This is a genomic window from Pantoea sp. RCC30.1 (assembly GCF_058148845.1).
In genome coordinates this window covers 69847-87765 of record NZ_JBXUHX010000008.1, presented here as the reverse complement: position 1 = coordinate 87765, position 17919 = coordinate 69847, and the positions used below count along the sequence as shown (strand labels likewise).

Here is a 17919-nt window from a genome sequence, read left to right as displayed (position 1 = left end):
TCTCCTGACTCAGCTAACTTTCTGACGGTATTTACCCCCCTTCAGGGGCGAAGGCCCACAGTGTAAACCGTTTTAACAGGTGAAGGTAGGGTGAACCGCCTCTTTTTACGCAAACGATTGGCTGGCTGCTGGCAGGGCTTTTTTACACCTTTTCACCCTGTTCGAACGCCACAATTTTTCTTCAGAATGTGACGGCAATTTCTCAGGATGCACCTAAAAGTTGCCACTCAAACAGCCAGAAATTTCCTCGGGTTATTTACATCGCAGACGAGACGACTATAAGATACATTTAAAATACAACTTTAAATAAGAGGCCGCTTTTATGCTTGATGCACACACTATCGCCACGGTTAAATCGACCCTACCTGCCATCGCCGCCTGTGGCCCTGCGCTTACCGCACATTTCTATGACCGCATGCTGTCGCACCATCCTGAACTCAAAAATGTTTTCAATATGAACAACCAGCGCAATGGCAATCAGCGCGAAGCGCTATTCAATGCCATCTGCGCCTATGGCGCAAATCTGGAAAATCTGGCGGTGCTACTGCCGGCGGTGGAAAAGATTGCGCAGAAACATACCAGCCTGAATATTCAGCCTGCGCAGTACGCCATCGTGGGTGAAAATCTGCTGGCAACCATCAAAGAGTTGCTGAATCCAGGCGAAGAGGCACTGGCTGCCTGGGGCCGGGCCTATGGAGTCCTGGCAGATGTCTTCATCAATCGTGAAGAGGAAATTTATCAGGCGACTGAGCAGCAAACCGGCGGCTGGCGTGGCAAACGTGCGTTTCGCATCAGCGCGATTGAGCAGCAGAGCGAGGTGATTAAAAGCTTTACCTTCAGTCCGGTAGATGGCGGCCCGGTAGCCGCCTTTAAGCCGGGTCAGTATCTGACAGTACATCTGCAACCCGCCAGTTTCGAACACCACCAGATTCGTCAGTACTCGTTGACGCATCTCAGCAACGGCAAAGAGTATCGGATTGCAGTGAAACGCGAGGCGCAGGGCACCGTCTCCGGCTGGCTGCATCAGAATGGCAACGTGGGTGATGAGCTGATGCTCGCCGCACCGCATGGCGACTTTTTCCTGGAAGTCGATCCTGCCACACCAGTAGCGCTGATTTCCGCGGGCGTGGGTCAGACGCCGATGCTGGCGATGCTGCATGCACTGGCGGCTCGCCAGCACCGCGCGCCAGTCAGCTGGCTGCACGCCGCAGAGAATGGCAAGCAGCATGCGTTTGGCGATGAAGTTAATGCTACTGGCGCGCAGCTCAACGATTTCGTCAGTCAGGTCTGGTATCGCGATCCCGCCGCTGTGGATGCCGGTCGCTATGACGCACAGGGCCTGATGGATATCAGCGTGCTCGCCGCACGTCTCACCTCACCCGACACCCACTTCTACCTCTGTGGCCCGCTGCCCTTTATGCAGCATGTGGTGGCGCAACTGCGTGATGCTGGTGTGGCAGACGCACGCATTCATTACGAACTCTTTGGCCCGCATAAAGGCATGTAATTGAGGCATAAAAAAAGCCCGCAGCGCGGGCTTCTTTATGCTGATAAAGCGCTGATAAAAAGACTATCAGATCGCCTCTTCATCCTCTTCGCCAGTACGGATACGCACGACGCGCGCCACGTCGAAGACAAAGATCTTACCGTCACCGATTTTGCCGGTCTGCGCAGTGCGCATAATGGTCTCGACGCAGGTATCAACGATATCGTCGCCCACCACCATCTCGATTTTTACTTTAGGTAAAAAGTCGACCATATACTCTGCGCCGCGGTACAGCTCGGTGTGCCCTTTCTGGCGACCAAAGCCCTTCACTTCACTCACGGTCATGCCGGTGATGCCCACTTCCGCCAAGGCTTCACGGACATCATCGAGTTTGAATGGTTTGATAATCGCATCAATCTTTTTCATGTCAGACCCTTTTTCACTCCCTCCATGGTCAGAGGGTTTATCAAGTATAAATGTTGCTGGCGCTGTCGGGCGGTAATATCCGGGATTCTTCAGGTTGCCGCAAGCGCTGTCAGATTATGCTGACCGCACCCATTTTGATTTGGGCCTGAGCAGGCAACCTGCCGGTATCACTTCACAGCCTTCGCTACTCTTTGAAATCACTGGCATCCAGTTCATGACGAGAGAGCAGCTTATAGAACTCCGTGCGGTTGCGTCCAGCCAGACGTGCTGCGTTGGTCACATTGCCTTTAGTCATCTGCAACAGCTTACGCAGATAGTTAAGCTCAAACTGATTGCGCGCCTCTGCAAAAGTCGGCAACGCGCTGTTCTCGCCGCTCAACGCCTGCTCCACCAGCGCATCGCTGATCACCGGCGATGAACTCAGCGCGACACACTGCTCAATCACGTTAACCAGCTGACGCACGTTGCCCGGCCAGCTGGCCGCCATCAGACGCTTCATCGCATCGACCGAAAAACTGCGAATCTGCGGTTTATGGCGTTCCGCCGCCTGACGTAACAGATGATTAGCCAGCAGCGGGATATCTTCCGTACGCTGATGCAGCGCCGGAATCTTCAGATTCACCACATTCAGACGATAGAAGAGATCCTCGCGAAACTCCTTTTTCTCCATCGCCTTGGGCAAATCGCGATGCGTGGCTGAAATGATTCGCACGTCGATCTCAATATCATGATCGCTGCCCAGCGGTCTGACCTTACGCTCCTGCAACACCCGCAACAACTTAACCTGCAACGGCTGCGGCATATCTCCAATCTCATCCAGAAACAGCGTGCCACCGCCAGCGGTCTTAAACAAACCATCGCGGGCACTGACCGCGCCAGTAAAGGCGCCTTTGGCATGGCCGAACAGCTCTGACTCCAGCAACTGCTCCGGCAGTGCGCCACAGTTAATGGCGACAAAAGGCTTGCCGTTACGCGGGCTGGCGGCGTGAATCGCCTGCGCCAGCATCTCCTTACCGGTGCCACTCTGACCGTTAATCAGCACGCTGACGTCCGACTGCGCCACCATGTGCGCCTGCTCCAGCAGTCTTAACATCAGCGGGCTGCGGGTAACAATTGCTTCACGCCAGCGATCATCGCTGACCGGTGCCTGCTGTGCCAGCGCCTCATCAATGGCTTTATAGAGCGCATCTTTGTCCACCGGCTTGGTCAGGAAGCTGAAGACGCCCTGCTGCGTGGCGGATACGGCGTCCGGGATTGAGCCATGTGCAGTCAGGATAATCACCGGCAGACCGGTGTGGCGTTTCTGGATCTCGCCAAACAGCGCCAGACCATCCATCTCATCCATCCGCAGATCGCTGATCACGAGTTCGATCTTCTCTTTCTGCAACAGACGCAACGCTTCGGGTCCGCTGCCCGCAGTGGTGACCTGATAACCTTCGCTGCGAAGACGCATGCCCAGCAGCTTCAGCAGACTGGGATCGTCATCCACCAGCAGCAATTTTGCCGCTTGTCTCACCATTATTGCTCCTCATCCTGCGGCAGCGCAGTGCCATGACTGCTGTCAGACACATCCGGGGCTTTACGTGATGAAAGCTGGCGCTCAATGTCAGTCAGCCGCTCCAGCTTATACTGCGTATCGCTGAGCTGCTGCTGCTGTTTCACCATCTGCTGGCGTATCGCCTCCAGCTGCGTATCGCTGCTCTGCTGCAGATGGACATAACGGGTGCGCGCTTCGCTGAGGTCGAGCTGCGCGGTCTGGTTGCTGCGCCACAGCTGGATCAGCGGGCGCACAGACTGTGGGAAATCGCTGCTGTAGCGATCCAGGGTTTCAACATAGCGACGACGCTCCACGGGCGTCACGTTGCCGTTGGACATCAGCACGCCCTGCTTGAAGGCGCGCGACCAGTTCTCAGCCGGCCAGCGATGAGCTTCGGCTCGTGCCTCGGCGGGAGAAAGACGTTCAGCACAGTCGATCGCCCGCATCCAGTAAAGGGTATTATCCAGCGCCGCACTATTCTCTATCGGCCACAGATCACTGCAGCGAGTCGCCAGATAATCAGCAATTCTGACCTCGGGTTCCGCCACATGATGGCCTGACGGCAAAGATGAGGTGCCCGGGGAGGTCGTACATCCGCTGAGGAGCAGCGTAGTCAGCGTGCTCAACAGCAAAGCGGGTAAATATTTCATCAGTCAGACTTTCCCGGCAGTGGTGTTCAGTTCAATTCGAAAACAGACGTCAGCCTGCTCGCAGGATACCAGCGTCAGGTCGCCGTGCATCCGGCGCAGGCAATCTTTGGCAATACTCAATCCCAGCCCGCTGCCTTTTACCGGCCCTTTGCGCTGCTGGCTGCCCTGGAAGAACGGTTCGAAAATCATCGCCTGCTCTTCCGGCGGAATCGGCGTACCGCTATTCGCGACCTCAATCCAGATTCGATTGCCCTGCTGCTGACTGCGAAGCCAGATGGTACCGGATTCGCTGCCGTAGTTCACGGCGTTCGAATAGAGGTTATCGATGACCCGCATCAGTAACGTCGGTTCGGCAAGGCAGTCGCTGACCTCAAGATTGACCACCGTCTGCATCAGTTTGGCACGCGCCGAGAGTGCATGTGCATTGACTACGCTCTCCACGATCTCTGCCACGCTGACCGGCTTCAGCTCAATCGGGCCATCCGCCAGTTTACGGTTGTAATCGAGAAGCTGTTCAATCAGACGCTGCAGATGACGGCTGCTGCCGTCGAGGATAGTCACCACCTCTTTTTGATCGGCGTTCAGCGATCCGGCGACTTCATCCGCCAGCAACTCGGTGCCTTCACGCAGGCTGGCCAGCGGTGTTTTCAGTTCGTGAGAGAGATGGCGCAGAAATTCATGACGCTGCGATTCCAGCCATGCAAGCCGTTCACTGAGCCAGACGATACGCTGTCCCAGCGAGCGTAACTCGCGCGGGCCGCGAAAGGTCACGCTGTTACCCAGCTCCCGCCCTTCGCCAAGCCGGTTGATCATCCGCTCAATGCGCTTGACCGGTCCGATAATCATGCCGGTAAACAGCGTCATCAGCGCCAGACTGATGATAAACAGAATCAGCGCTTGCCAGCCAAAAAACTGGCCGCGATCGGCGATTTCACGCTGCAGCTGTAAACCACGCGAAAAGACCACTTCGCGCGTGTCCTGCACCATCTGCGCGTTGGTGGCAGAAAAACGATCCAGTGCCTCTGCTGCAGGCGGAACCGGATTGCCGTTATCACATTTCAGTGGCGTCAGCAGCGGCAAAGTCGCCTGTAGGATCTGGAAGGCGGGCAGTTCGGGCAGGCTGGCGCTGTGCGAGCTCAGCATCTGACTGTAGCGGGTGTGCTGAGTCTGATAGAGACGCGCCAGCGAGGCATCATCCAGCACGCAGTACTGGCGATAGCTGCGCTCCAGCTCAACTGCCGTTCGCGCCATCGCCTCACTTCTGCGCACGTCGGTGAAGGTATTGCGGTTGGTGTCCGCAGCCTGTTCGCTTAACGCTGAGAGACTTTCCCACGCCTGCCAGGCCAGCACCAGCAAGGGCAGCAGCACCAGTACAAACGCCATCAGCACCAGCTGACGCAGAGAACGGGGAAATAAACGCCATTTTTTCACGCAGCTGCTTCCTTAGAAAATCGCTGTCTGGATGCTAGCGGACTCTTTCAGTGGAAGAAAGGTATCAGCGGAAGAAAGGTGTCGGGAATAGAAAGGGGAACAAAAGAAAACGGCAGGCTCAATGGCCTGCCGCTGGCACGACGCAAAGTGCATCGCGTAAGAATGGGTGGAGCCTTACTCAACGTTACGTCCGGTGTTTGATAACGCAAGCGATTATCGGTCAGGTGGACGGCAGGCTCCGTTTGGTGCGTCATTCGGGCTTTATGAGCTCACCACTAAGCGGGGCAATCATAAACAGGTGAATGAGCAGCTGCAGGAGTATAGCAAGTTCCATGCCAAAAAATAAATCATTATATTTTTCAGCAGATTGAATAAGCCAGCCCGATCGCTCTTGCGAAAATTTCGATATGAACAGGCGCAATCTGTCTCCGCAAGACGACATTAAATCACGCCAGAAACAGGCTCATTTAAAATCAACGAGATAGATGTCGCCATAAAGAGACGGTGCAGCATCCCTGTTGTCGCCATTTGCCAACAACGGCGTAAAAAAGAACAGGAGGCACACTGGCCTCCTGTTCAGTTCAGCGGATTAAATTAACCCAGCTGTCTGCGTGCGTTGCGGAAAATACGCATCCACGGGCTGTCTTCGCCCCACTCTGCCGGATGCCAGGAGTTGCTGACGGTGCGGAACACACGCTCCGGATGCGGCATCATGATGGTGACACGACCACTTTCGTTGGTCACGGCGGTGATACCGTTTGGTGAGCCATTCGGGTTAGCCGGATAGGCTTCTGTCACCTTGCCGAAGTTATCGACAAAGCGCAGTGCCACCAGACCTTTCGACTCCAGCGCCGCCAGATGCGTCGCATCACGCACTTCAACAAAACCTTCACCGTGTGAAACCGCGATAGGCATATGCGAACCGCTCATACCGTCCAGCAGCAGTGAGGGACTAGCGGCCACTTCGACCAGGCTGAAGCGTGCTTCAAAGCGCTCAGACTGGTTACGTACAAAGCGCGGCCAGAGATCGCTGCCAGGAATCAATTCACGCAGATTCGACATCATCTGGCAACCGTTGCAGACCCCCAGCGCCAGGGTTTGCGGACGGTGGAAGAAGGTTTCGAACTCGTCACGCACGCGCGGGTTGAACAGAATTGATTTGGCCCAGCCTTCACCGGCACCCAGCACATCACCGTAAGAGAAGCCGCCACAGGCGACCAGCGCCTGGAACTCTTCCAGACCGCGACGTCCTGCCAGCAGATCGCTCATGTGAACATCAATGGCGGTGAAACCGGCCCGATCAAAGGCGGCGGCCATCTCCACATGCGAGTTGACGCCCTGCTCACGCAGCACGGCGACGCGTGGACGTGCGCCAGTTGCGATCATCGGCGCCGCCACATCTTCCTGCGGATTAAAGGTCAGGTTAACGTTCAGGCCAGGATCGCTGTCGTTTTTCTTCGCTTCATGCTCCTGATCGGCACACGCCGGGTTGTCGCGCAGGCGCTGCATCTGCCAGGTGGTTTCCGCCCACCAGGTGCGCAGCGTGTTGCGGCTTTCACTGTAGACCGCGCTGTCACCGGAACGGATCACAAAGCGATCGCCCGGCTGCGCGCTGCCCAGCAGATGCGTTGAGGCGGCAAGGCCATGATCCGCCAGGATCTGCTCAACCGCGCCGCGATCGGCGGTGTTGATCTGAATGACCGCGCCCAGCTCTTCGGTAAACAGGGCGGCCAGCGCATCGTTACCCAGTGAAGCGATATCAACGTCGATGCCGCAGTGACCGGCAAAGGCCATCTCGGCCAGCGTCACCAGCAGACCACCGTCGGAGCGATCGTGGTAAGCCAACAGTTTCTGCTCAGCCACCAGCGCCTGAATCGCATTGAAGAAGCCAGCCAGCTGTGTGGCATCACGCACGTCAGCAGGTTTGTCGCCGAGCTGACGATAGACCTGCGACAGCGCGGTTGCGCCCAGCGTATTTGCGCCGTTGCCCAGGTCAATCAGCAGCAGCAGGTTGTCCTGATCGGCCTGCAGCTGTGGCGTGACGGTACGACGCACATCTTCGACGCGGGCAAAGGCGGTAATCACTAGCGACAGCGGCGAGGTCATCTCGCGCTGTTCGGTGCCTTCCTGCCAGCGGGTTTTCATCGACATGGAATCTTTACCGACCGGGATGGTAATCCCCAGCGCCGGGCAAAGCTCTTCGCCGACCGCTTTCACCGCCGCATATAAACCGGCATCTTCACCCGGATGACCGGCTGCAGACATCCAGTTAGCCGAGAGTTTTACGCGCTTCAGTGAACCAATCTGCGTTGCGGCCAGGTTAGTCAGTGCTTCACCCACAGCCAGACGACCCGACGCTGCGAAGTCCAGCAGCGCAACCGGTGAACGCTCGCCCAGGGCAAAGGCTTCACCGTGGTAACTGTCGAGGCTGGCGGTAGTCACCGCACAGTTAGCCACCGGTATCTGCCACGGCCCTACCATCTGGTCGCGCGCCACCATGCCGGTCACGCTGCGGTCACCGATGGTGATCAGGAAGGTTTTTTCCGCCACGGCAGGCAAATGCAGTACACGATTCACCGCATCGACCAGCGTAATGCCGTCGCGCTGCAGGGCGGTGCCCTGCGCCTGCTGCGTCACCACATCCCGCGTCATCTTCGGCGTTTTGCCCAGCAGCACGTCAAGCGGCATGTCGATCGGCTTATTATCGAAATGGCTGTCTTCCAGGCTCAGGTGCAATTCTTCGGTTGCTTCACCAATCACCGCAAACGGTGCGCGTTCGCGCTGGCAAATCGCTTCAAACTGCGCCAGCTGATCGGGTGCCACGGCCATCACATAACGTTCCTGTGATTCGTTACACCAGACTTCCAGCGGGCTCATACCTGGCTCATCACTAAGGATGTCACGCAGGTTAAATCGGCCACCACGGCCGCCATCGCTAACCAGCTCCGGCATGGCATTGGAGAGGCCGCCCGCGCCCACGTCGTGGATAAACAGAATCGGGTTCTCATCACCCAGTTGCCAGCAGCGGTCAATCACCTCCTGGCAACGGCGTTCCATCTCCGGGTTATCACGCTGTACTGAGGCGAAGTCGAGATCAGCATCAGACTGGCCCGAAGCCATGGATGAGGCCGCGCCGCCGCCCAGGCCGATGTTCATGGCCGGACCGCCCAGCACCACCAGCTTCGCGCCTACGGTGATTTCGCCTTTCTGCACGTGGTCGGCACGGATGTTACCGATGCCGCCCGCCAGCATAATCGGCTTGTGGTAGCCGCGCAGCTCGGTGCCGTTGTGGCTGGTGACCTGCTCTTCATAGGTACGGAAGTAGCCATTCAGTGCCGGACGGCCAAATTCATTGTTAAAGGCAGCACCGCCCAGGGGTCCGTCGGTCATGATCTCCAGCGCGCTGACGATGCGGGCTGGTTTGCCGAAGTCCTCTTCCCACGGCTGTTCAAATCCCGGGATACGCAGGTTTGAGACCGAGAATCCGACCAGGCCCGCTTTTGGCTTGGAGCCACGTCCGGTTGCGCCTTCATCACGGATTTCACCACCGGAACCCGTCGCGGCACCCGGCCACGGCGAAATCGCCGTTGGGTGGTTGTGGGTTTCCACCTTCATCAGGATGTGCGCCGCTTCCTGATGCCAGCGGTATTCGCTCTCTCCGGCATCAGCAAAGAAGCGACCAACCTCTGAACCTTCCATCACGGCAGCGTTATCTTTATAAGCAGACAGCACGAAGTCCGGTGTTTGCTCCATGGTGTTTTTGATCATTTTAAACAGCGACTTCGGCTGTTTCTCGCCGTCGATAATCCAGTCGGCGTTGAAGATCTTGTGACGACAGTGCTCAGAGTTCGCCTGCGCAAACATATAGAGTTCAATGTCGTTGGGATTACGGCCCAGAGCGGTAAATGCCGCCACCAGGTAGTCAATTTCATCGTCTGCCAACGCCAGACCCAGAGAGATATTGGCCTGAACCAGCGCCTGACGGCCCTCACCCAGCAAATCGACACTTTTCACCGGCTGCGGCTTGTGGTGCGCGAACAACTGCTCAGCCTCCGCCAGATCGCTGTAGACCGTTTCCATCATCCGATCGTGCAGCAGTGTGCCCAGCGTTTGCCACTGCGCTTCGGTCAGTTGGGGAGCCTGTACATAGAAGGCCAGGCCACGTTCCAGACGACGCACCTGCGGCAGGCCACAGTTGTGGGCGATATCGGTAGCTTTGGATGACCAGGGTGAAATGGTGCCGGGACGTGGCGTCACCAGCAGCAGACGCCCCTGTGGGGCATGTTCAGCGAGAGAGGGACCATATTTCAGCAGGCGTTGCAGACGGCTCTGTTCGTCATCGCTTAAGGGTGCGCTGACATCAGCAAAATGGATGTACTCAGCGTAAATATCACTCACCGGCAGATGAGCGTCCTGAAAGCGGGTCAGCAGTTTGTTTACACGAAATGCCGACAGAGCGGGCGAACCACGCAGAATTTCCATTAATAAGTCTCTCGTCAGGGCGCCGGGCGACGCAAATTGGGCGCAACAGGGAAAACGGGGCGTATTATAGAGAAAGCGACCTCTCGACGAAACCGTTTGCGCACAATTTTTGGCGACCCGGATTTGCCTGAAATTTGCGCAAAAGCTGCTATAAAAGTTGCTCAGCGTGATTTAGTTGCGCAAAATGCCCCTCGCTCTGGGAGTTCAAAGAAGATAAATACTGCCTTTAAAAGACAGAGGCCTTAGAGCCAGCGAGAGATAACTATTTGAAACGCCTAAAATTTAATTATCTGTTTATCGGTCTGGTTGCCGTGCTATTAGCGTTAGCGCTGTGGCCCTCCATCCCCTGGTATGGGGGTGGGCAGGACCAGATTTCACAGATCAAATCGCGGGGAGTGCTGCGCGTCAGTACCATCAACTCCCCATTGACTTACTACACAGTGAACCAATCTCCGGCCGGTATGGATTATGAGCTGGCAAAACGCTTCGCCGATTATCTGGGCGTCAAACTTAAGGTGACGGTTCGTCCTAACCTGAGCGATCTGTTTGATGACCTGGACGATGGCAAAGCCGATTTGCTGGCCGCTGGCCTGAACTACAACAATGAACGCCTGACGCGCTATCAGACCGGGCCAGGCTACTACAACGTTTCGCAGCAGCTGGTCTATCGCGTGGATAAGCCACGCCCTAAAAACCTCGGTGACTTAAAGGGGCGTCTGACGGTTGCGTCCGGATCGGCTTATCTGTCCACGTTGAAGAGCGCACGTTCCAATCAGTTCCCCGATCTGGACTGGGCGATCTCCACCGATCAGAGTCCTAAAGCCCTGCTGGAAGCGGTGGCCGACGGCAAGCTCGACTACACCATTGGCGATTCCGTGACCATCGCCTTGTTGCAGCGCATCTATCCGCAGCTGGCGGTGGCCTTCGACGTCACGGATGAAGAGCCGGTGACCTGGTATGTGCGGCACAGCGATGATGACAGCCTGAATGCGGCGATGCTCGACTTCTTTAACGGGATGGGTGAAGAAGGCGCAATGGCGAGGCTGGAGGAGAAATATCTCGGCCACGTCGGCACCTTTGATTATGTCGATACCCGCACTTTCCTGCGCGCCATCGACAATACGCTGCCCGACATCAAACCGCTGTTTGAGAAGTACGCCACCAGCATTGACTGGCGACTGCTGGCCGCAATCTCCTATCAGGAGTCGCACTGGAACCCGCAGGCCACCTCCCCTACTGGCGTGCGCGGCATGATGATGCTGACGCGTAACACTGCTGAGAGCCTGGATGTGGGCGATCGGACCGATCCTGAACAGAGCATTCGCGGCGGCAGTCAGTATCTGCAGGATATGATGGCGAAGGTGCCACAGACCATCCCGGAAGATGAGCGCATCTGGTTTGCGCTGGCGGCTTATAACATGGGCTATGCCCATATGCTCGACGTCCGCAAGCTGACGGCGCGCCAGGGCGGTGATCCGGACAGCTGGGCTGATGTGAAGCTGCGTCTGCCAATGCTGAGTCAGAAGCGCTACTACACCCAGACGACGTATGGCTACGCCCGTGGGCATGAAGCCTATAACTACGTGGAGAATATTCGCAAATATCAGATCAGTCTGGTGGGGTACCTGCAGGAGCAGGAGAAGCGTCTGACGCAGCAGGCCGAAGCCCAGGCCGAACTGGCGAAGGGCTATCCGGCAGTTGAACCGAAGATTGCGATGAACTAACCCTGGCGCTGCGCCTGACGCAGCGCTTTTTTCTGCTCACGACGCATACGGAAGAAGTCGCTCAGCATGGCGGCGCACTCTTCAGCCAGCACATCGCTTTGCAGTTCAACCTGATGATTCATGCCGGGATGGCCCAGCACATCCAGCAGCGATCCCGCCGCTCCACTTTTAACATCGTGCGCACCATAAACCAGTCGCGTAATGCGGCTGTGAACCATAGCACCGGCGCACATGACGCACGGCTCCAGCGTCACGTAAAGCGTGGTATCCAGCAGACGGTAATTTTCCAGCACTTTACCGCCCTGGCGCAGAGCCATGATCTCGGCATGCGCCGTCGGGTCATGCTGGCCGATGGGCCGGTTCCAGCCTTCACCAATCACCCGATCGTTCTGAACCAGCACCGCACCGACGGGCACTTCGCCCTGCTCCCAGGCCCGGCGCGCCAGGCCAAGCGCATGGCGCATCCAGTATTCATCTTGTTGTTTCACGCTGACCACTCCGGGCGACTGAATAGCGGCGCATTATAGCGGTCTCACCGATCCTTTAGAAACTTATTCCAGCTGTTGCAGCTCACCCGCCGGGGTCACGCGCCAGCGATGCTGACAGAAGAACAGCAATGGGTTGTCCTGTTTACTGTCGCTGTAGCCGCTGTAGAGCTGTAGTGGCGTGCCGATTTTCTCTTCCAGCTGCGCCACTTTCTCATGGCCGAGACAGCGCATCGCCAGCACCCTTCCGCCCCAGCCGCGCTCCATCTGGCTGGCAATCAGCTTCACGCGTGGCAGAAACGCGGAGTCGTAATAGACCTGCTCCACCAGCGACTGTGGCGATCCGGTGATCAGCCAGACGTCAGCGTCATCACTGCCGAGGTAATCCGTCAGGCGCTGCTGCACGACCGGAAACGCTTTGACGCGCAGGCGGAACCACTGCGCAAACTCCGCTTCGAGGCGTAGCAGTGTCCGCTCAGAGCGGCCAAAGGTGATTGACCAGAGCAGCAGGCTCATGGGCCAGCGTGCCGCGCGTCCTTTAAACAGCAGGCCGATGCCCACCACCGGCAATAGTGGTACCACCAGCAGCAAATTCAGCGGCCGGCGACGCAGCAGGTAGCGCATAAAGGTGCCAAACATGTCCTGCTGATGCAAAGTACCATCCAGGTCAAAAAATACGATGCGACGTTGTGTTCCCCTGGTCAAACAACTCTCCTTTACGGCTGATTCTGGGATAATAAAGAGTAGTGTAGCCATCATCAGGCGGTACGGCGATGACTGTCATTTTTAATTCCGATGACTACAATGCCTGATGAATAGTTTATTCTTCACTGATTATCCCTGAATTACGAGGATTGGGCATGAGTTCATTGCTGCGCATTCGCCAGCTTTATCCACGTCTGGCATTGAACGAGCGTCGGCTGGCGGATTTTTTACTGTCGCAACCCGATCGGGCGCGTCATCTGAGTTCACAGAAACTGGCGGAAGAGTCCGGCGTCAGCCAGTCGAGTGTGGTGAAGTTTGCTCAGAAGCTGGGATATAAAGGATTTCCGGCGCTTAAGCTGGCCCTGAGTGAGTCACTGGCGGACAAGGATGCCATTACCGTGCATAACCATATTCTCAGCGACGACCCGCTTAAAATGGTGGGTGAAAAGCTACTGACAGAAAAGCTCTCGGCAATCCGCGCCACGCTGGATATTAATAGCGAAGAGAAACTCAACGACGTGTTACAGCTGCTGAAAAATGCCCGGCGCATTTTACTGGTGGGCATCGGTGCCTCGGGTCTGGTGGCGAAGGACTTCTCCTGGAAGCTGATGAAGATCGGCATTAATGCGGTGGCGGAACAGGATATGCACGCCCTGCTGGCCAGCGTGCAGGCAATGGGACCAGGCGATGTGCTGCTCGCCATCTCTTATACCGGGGAGCGGCGTGAGATCAATCTGGCGGCGCAGGAAGCGGTTCAGGTGGGCGCGGATGTCGTGGCGTTTACCGGCTTTACGCCGAATACGCTGCAGCAGAGCGCCGGTTACTGTCTCTATACGGTAGCGGAAGAGCAAAGTACCCGCAGCGCGGCGATCTCCTCAACCACGGCACAGCTGGCGCTGACCGATCTGCTATTTATGGCACTGGTGCAAAATGATCCGGAGCGCGCGTCGAGCCATATCCGTCACAGCGAAGCGTTGGTGAAAAAGCTGGTCTGATCAGCGGCAGCGCGTATAATACCCGCGCTTTTTCTGTTGTTATCAGGTGGGTAAAATGGCGCTGTTGATTACGTCCAGATGCATTAACTGCGATATGTGTGAACCGGAGTGCCCGAACCAGGCTATTTCACTGGGCGATGCGATCTATGAGATTGATGTCAGCCGCTGCACGGAATGTGTCGGGCATTATGAGGTGCCAACCTGTCAGCGGGTGTGCCCCATCGACAACACCATCATCATTGACCCACAGCACACCGAATCACGCGATGCGCTGTGGGAGAAGTTTGTGCTGCTGCACGGCTAGCTTTCAATGATCACCGTGGCGCAGGCGTAATGACGCTCATCGGCCAGCGTCACGTGAACATGTTTAACGCCCAGCCTCTCCGCCACGTCAGCGGCATGCTGAAAGAAGCGTAACCCCGGTTTTCCCAGCGCATCGTTGTAAACTTCAAACTGATTAAACGCCAGACCACCGCGAATGCCGGTGCCAAAGGCTTTTGCTGCCGCCTCTTTAACCGCAAAGCGTTTGGAGAGAAAGCGCACCGGCTGCTGGTGCGCCTGATACTGCTGCCATTCGGCTTCGCTCAGCACCCGACGCGCCAGCCGGTCGCCGGAGCGCTCTATTACCCCAGCGATGCGTTCAATCTCAACGATGTCCGTACCCAGTCCGAGAATAGCCATTATCGACGTGCTTCACGCAGCAGTTGCTTCATCTCTTTGACTGCGTCCGGCAGGCCACTCATTACCGCACGACCGATAATTGCATGGCCGATATTCAGCTCATGCATTTCCGGTAGCGCCGCAATCGGCAGTACGTTGTGATAGGTCAGACCGTGACCGGCGTTGACCTTGAGCCCCAGGCTGGCGGCAAAGGTCGCGGCATGGCGAATGCGTGCCAGCTCTGCGTCACGTGCCAGGCCCTCTGGTGCCTCAGCGTAAGCGCCAGTGTGGATTTCGATATAAGGCGCACCGGTGGCAACGGCGGCTTCGATCTGGCGGTGGTCGGCATCGATAAACAGCGAAACCAGAATGCCGGCATCCTTTAGCAGTCGGACGGCCGCGTTCATCTTCTCCTGCTGTCCCGCCACATCCAGTCCACCTTCCGTAGTCACTTCCTGACGCTTTTCCGGCACCAGGCAGCAGAAATGGGGCTGAATATCACAGGCGATGCCGATCATCTCATCGGTGACCGCCATCTCCAGATTCATGCGCGTCTGGATCGTGTCACGCAGAATACGCACGTCGCGATCGGTGATGTGACGGCGATCTTCGCGCAGGTGCACGGTAATGCCGTCTGCGCCCGCCTGCTCGGCGATAAACGCTGCCTGCACAGGATCAGGATAGTTTGTCCCACGGGCGTTACGCACCGTGGCAATGTGATCGATATTGACGCCTAACAGCAACTCAGCCATGACCATCCTCACTTCTTTTCCATCGTGATGTTGAGTGTACCGCGCAAATTTAAACAGGCGGTACGACCAGCGCTATTCTTCTGCCTGTTCGGGCTTTTTCTTCGGGATAAACTGGCGGAACAGCTCCTGACTTTTCAGCGGCTTGCCGCCAAGATACGGCTTCAGGGCGATGCGGGTAAAGCGCTTCGCAGCGCGAAGGGTGTCGGCATCGGGAAACTCTCGCTCGCAAAGGGCCTGCAACTCGCGGCCAGTAAAGCTGCGATTGTTCACCACCAGACTGGCGATAAAACCGCGCTCTTCACGATAGCTGTACGTCATGTCGTCACTGACCGGCTCGCCGCTGCCGGCGCAATGCAGGAAGTCGACGCCGTAACCCAGGTGTCCGAGCAGCGCCAGTTCAAACCGTCGCAGTGCCGGTTCGGGCTTACCGTGCGTTGAGGCTAACGCCTGAAGACAGTTGAGATAGTCAAAGAAGAGTTCCGGGAAGGGAGATTCCTGCTGCAATACGCGTGAGACCAGCTCATTAACGTAGAGACCGCAGTAAAGCGTGATGCCGCTAAGCGGTAAGGCCAGCGACACCGCTTCGGCATTACGCAGGGTTTTGACTTCCCCGCGCCCGCTCCAGCGAACCAGCAGCGGGGTAAAAGGTTGTAACGCGCCTTTCAGGTGCGAGCGCCGCGAACGTGCGCCCTTAGCCAGTACCCGCACCCGACCTTCACTTTCGCTGAACAGATCGAGCAGCAGGCTGGTTTCGCTGAAGGGACGACTATGCAGCACAAAGGCGCGTTGCCAGCCTTCCATTGAATCAGAGATCGTCTGTATAACCCAGACTGCGCAGTGCACGTTCGTCATCTGCCCAGCCGGATTTCACTTTTACCCACAGTTCGAGATGCACTTTCGCTTCGAACATCTCTTCCATGTCCCTGCGCGCTTCTGTTCCGATAACTTTGATTTTGGCACCTTTGTTGCCAATCACCATCTTCTTCTGCCCTTCACGCTCAACCAGGATCAGACCATGGATGTCGTAACCGCCGCGTTCGTTGGTGACGAAGCGCTCAATCTCAACCGTGACTGAGTAAGGCAGTTCAGCACCCAGGAAGCGCATCAGTTTTTCACGGATCATCTCTGACGCCATGAAACGCTGTGAGCGGTCGGTGATATAATCTTCCGGGAAGTGATGATCGGCCTGCGGCAGATGCTTGCGGGTAATCGCCGCAATGGTATCGACGTTTTTGCCGCTCTCAGCAGAGATAGGCACGATATCGAGGAAATTCATCTGCTGGCTAAGGAACTGCAGATGCGGCAGCAGAATGCTTTTATCCTGAATGTTGTCGACCTTATTGATCGCCAGTACAACCGGCACTTTGTTGTCGCGCAGTTTGCCCAACACCATCTCATCATCTGGCGTCCAGCGGGTGCCTTCAACCACGAAGATCACCAGTTCTACGTCGCCAATCGAACTGCTGGCTGCGCGGTTCATCAGACGGTTAATGGCGCGCTTCTCTTCCATGTGCAGACCCGGGGTATCGACGTAGATCGCCTGATATTCGCCCTCGGTGTGAATGCCCATGATGCGGTGGCGCGTGGTTTGCGGCTTACGCGAGGTGATCGACACTTTCTGCCCCAGCAACTGGTTCAGTAAGGTGGATTTACCGACGTTTGGTCGGCCAACAATCGCGACAAAGCCGCAATAAGTAACGTTTTCGCTCATTCGAGTCCTGAATTGTTCAGCGCCTGATGCGGCGCTGAAAGAGTGCTATTTGAGTCATGTGTCATTCAGCGTCTTCTGACGCCGTGATAGAGCTATCTGAGGGTGATTGATTCAGCGCCGGTTGCAGCACCTGTCACCCCGACAGATCTATTCGAGACCTAATTTTATCAGTGCCTGTTCAGCCGCTGCCTGCTCAGCTTTACGACGGCTGGAGCCGACGCCGACGACCGGTTCGGCCATACCACTCACCTGACAGTGAATGGTGAATTCCTGATCGTGGGCTTCGCCACGCACCTGCACCACCAAATAACTTGGCAGCGGCAGATGACGTCCCTGCAGATACTCCTGCAGGCGCGTTTTGGGATCTTTTTGTTTGTCGCCAGGACTGATTTCGTCCAGACGGCTCTGATACCAGTCGAGGATCAGCTGCTCTACTCGCTCAATACCGCTGTCAAGGAAGATACCGCCAATCAGCGCTTCCACCGTATCTGCAAGAATCGATTCACGACGGAAACCGCCGCTTTTAAGCTCGCCTGGCCCTAAGCGCAGGCACTCGCCAATATCAAATTCGCGGGCCATTTCAGCCAGCGTATTGCCGCGCACCAGCGTGGCACGCATGCGGCTCATGTCACCTTCATCCACCCGCGGGAAGCGGTGATAAAGGGCATTCGCGATCACATAGCTAAGAATTGAATCGCCAAGAAATTCCAGGCGTTCGTTGTGCTTACTGCTGGCGCTGCGGTGAGTCAGGGCCTGCTGTAACAGTTCCGAATGAGTAAAAGTGTAGCCCAGTTTGCGCTGAAGCTTGTTAATCAGGATGGGGTTCATGCGATTCCAGTTCTTTGTTGCGTCTGTGACTCTGCATACCAAACGGG

At 56.6% G+C, this 17919-nt stretch carries 16 protein-coding genes; 4 read left to right on the top strand and 12 right to left on the bottom strand.

The window, feature by feature from the left end:
- Positions 1–322 precede the first annotated feature (322 nt).
- A complete protein-coding gene (hmpA, locus tag AC2LB6_RS09550) occupies positions 323–1507 on the top strand; it encodes an NO-inducible flavohemoprotein (protein WP_490093312.1) in 1185 nt (394 codons plus the stop codon).
- A gap of 66 nt (positions 1508–1573) precedes the next feature.
- Here the strand turns inward: hmpA and glnB are convergent, their stop codons facing one another.
- From glnB to purL, 5 genes are all read right to left on the bottom strand, one after another.
- The gene (gene glnB, locus AC2LB6_RS09545; protein WP_003848647.1) at positions 1574–1912 is read right to left on the bottom strand and encodes a nitrogen regulatory protein P-II; all 339 of its coding nucleotides are present in this window, start codon (positions 1910–1912) and stop codon (positions 1574–1576) included.
- A gap of 184 nt (positions 1913–2096) precedes the next feature.
- Positions 2097–3431 carry a two-component system response regulator GlrR gene (gene glrR, locus AC2LB6_RS09540; RefSeq protein ID WP_090958614.1) on the bottom strand — a complete coding sequence of 445 codons (1335 nt, stop codon included), beginning with the start codon at positions 3429–3431 and terminating at the stop codon, positions 2097–2099.
- Positions 3431–4099: a two-component system QseEF-associated lipoprotein QseG gene (qseG, locus tag AC2LB6_RS09535; protein WP_490093311.1), complete on the bottom strand. Its 669-nt coding sequence runs from the start codon at positions 4097–4099 to the stop codon at positions 3431–3433. The genes glrR and qseG overlap by 1 nt, the downstream gene beginning before the upstream one ends.
- A 3-nt stretch (positions 4100–4102) precedes the next feature.
- Positions 4103–5530 carry a sensor histidine kinase gene (locus AC2LB6_RS09530; protein ID WP_490093310.1) on the bottom strand — a complete coding sequence of 476 codons (1428 nt, stop codon included), beginning with the start codon at positions 5528–5530 and terminating at the stop codon, positions 4103–4105.
- 594 nt (positions 5531–6124) lie between these two features.
- Positions 6125–10012, bottom strand: a complete 3888-nt coding sequence (purL, locus tag AC2LB6_RS09525; RefSeq protein WP_490093309.1) for a phosphoribosylformylglycinamidine synthase — start codon at positions 10010–10012, stop codon at positions 6125–6127.
- A gap of 266 nt (positions 10013–10278) precedes the next feature.
- On the opposite strand from purL, the gene mltF reads away from it, so the two are divergent.
- Entirely contained in the window at positions 10279–11736 is a 1458-nt protein-coding gene (gene mltF / locus AC2LB6_RS09520) for a membrane-bound lytic murein transglycosylase MltF (RefSeq protein WP_090958598.1), read from the top strand.
- Here mltF and tadA read toward each other — a convergent pair.
- On the bottom strand, positions 11733–12224 hold the full coding sequence (tadA, locus tag AC2LB6_RS09515) for a tRNA adenosine(34) deaminase TadA (RefSeq protein WP_490093308.1): 492 nt from the start codon (positions 12222–12224) through the stop codon (positions 11733–11735). The two genes, mltF and tadA, sit on opposite strands and share 4 nt — an antisense overlap.
- A gap of 63 nt (positions 12225–12287) precedes the next feature.
- Positions 12288–12926: a phosphatidylglycerophosphatase C gene (yfhb, locus tag AC2LB6_RS09510; RefSeq protein WP_090958592.1), complete on the bottom strand. Its 639-nt coding sequence runs from the start codon at positions 12924–12926 to the stop codon at positions 12288–12290.
- Positions 12927–13081: 155 nt separating this feature from the next.
- Here yfhb and AC2LB6_RS09505 point away from each other — a divergent pair, with 155 nt between their 5' ends.
- Together AC2LB6_RS09505 and AC2LB6_RS09500 are read left to right on the top strand one after the other, a co-directional pair.
- Entirely contained in the window at positions 13082–13921 is an 840-nt protein-coding gene (locus AC2LB6_RS09505; RefSeq protein ID WP_003848617.1) for a MurR/RpiR family transcriptional regulator, read from the top strand.
- Between the two features lie 55 nt (positions 13922–13976).
- The gene (locus tag AC2LB6_RS09500) at positions 13977–14225 is read left to right on the top strand and encodes a YfhL family 4Fe-4S dicluster ferredoxin (protein WP_090958589.1); all 249 of its coding nucleotides are present in this window, start codon (positions 13977–13979) and stop codon (positions 14223–14225) included.
- On the opposite strand, the gene acpS is transcribed toward AC2LB6_RS09500, so the two are convergent.
- The 5 genes from acpS to rnc all read right to left on the bottom strand — a co-directional run bounded on the left by acpS (position 14222) and on the right by rnc (position 17872).
- Positions 14222–14602: a holo-ACP synthase gene (gene acpS / locus AC2LB6_RS09495; RefSeq protein WP_490093307.1), complete on the bottom strand. Its 381-nt coding sequence runs from the start codon at positions 14600–14602 to the stop codon at positions 14222–14224. The genes AC2LB6_RS09500 and acpS overlap by 4 nt on opposite strands.
- Entirely contained in the window at positions 14602–15333 is a 732-nt protein-coding gene (pdxJ, locus tag AC2LB6_RS09490) for a pyridoxine 5'-phosphate synthase (RefSeq protein ID WP_003848612.1), read from the bottom strand. The genes acpS and pdxJ overlap by 1 nt, the downstream gene beginning before the upstream one ends.
- A gap of 72 nt (positions 15334–15405) precedes the next feature.
- Positions 15406–16134, bottom strand: a complete 729-nt coding sequence (recO, locus tag AC2LB6_RS09485; protein WP_090958583.1) for a DNA repair protein RecO — start codon at positions 16132–16134, stop codon at positions 15406–15408.
- A gap of 4 nt (positions 16135–16138) precedes the next feature.
- Positions 16139–17044, bottom strand: a complete 906-nt coding sequence (gene era / locus AC2LB6_RS09480) for a GTPase Era (RefSeq protein WP_010257653.1) — start codon at positions 17042–17044, stop codon at positions 16139–16141.
- Between the two features lie 147 nt (positions 17045–17191).
- A complete protein-coding gene (rnc, locus tag AC2LB6_RS09475) occupies positions 17192–17872 on the bottom strand; it encodes a ribonuclease III (RefSeq protein WP_090958580.1) in 681 nt (226 codons plus the stop codon).
- Positions 17873–17919 lie beyond the last annotated feature (47 nt).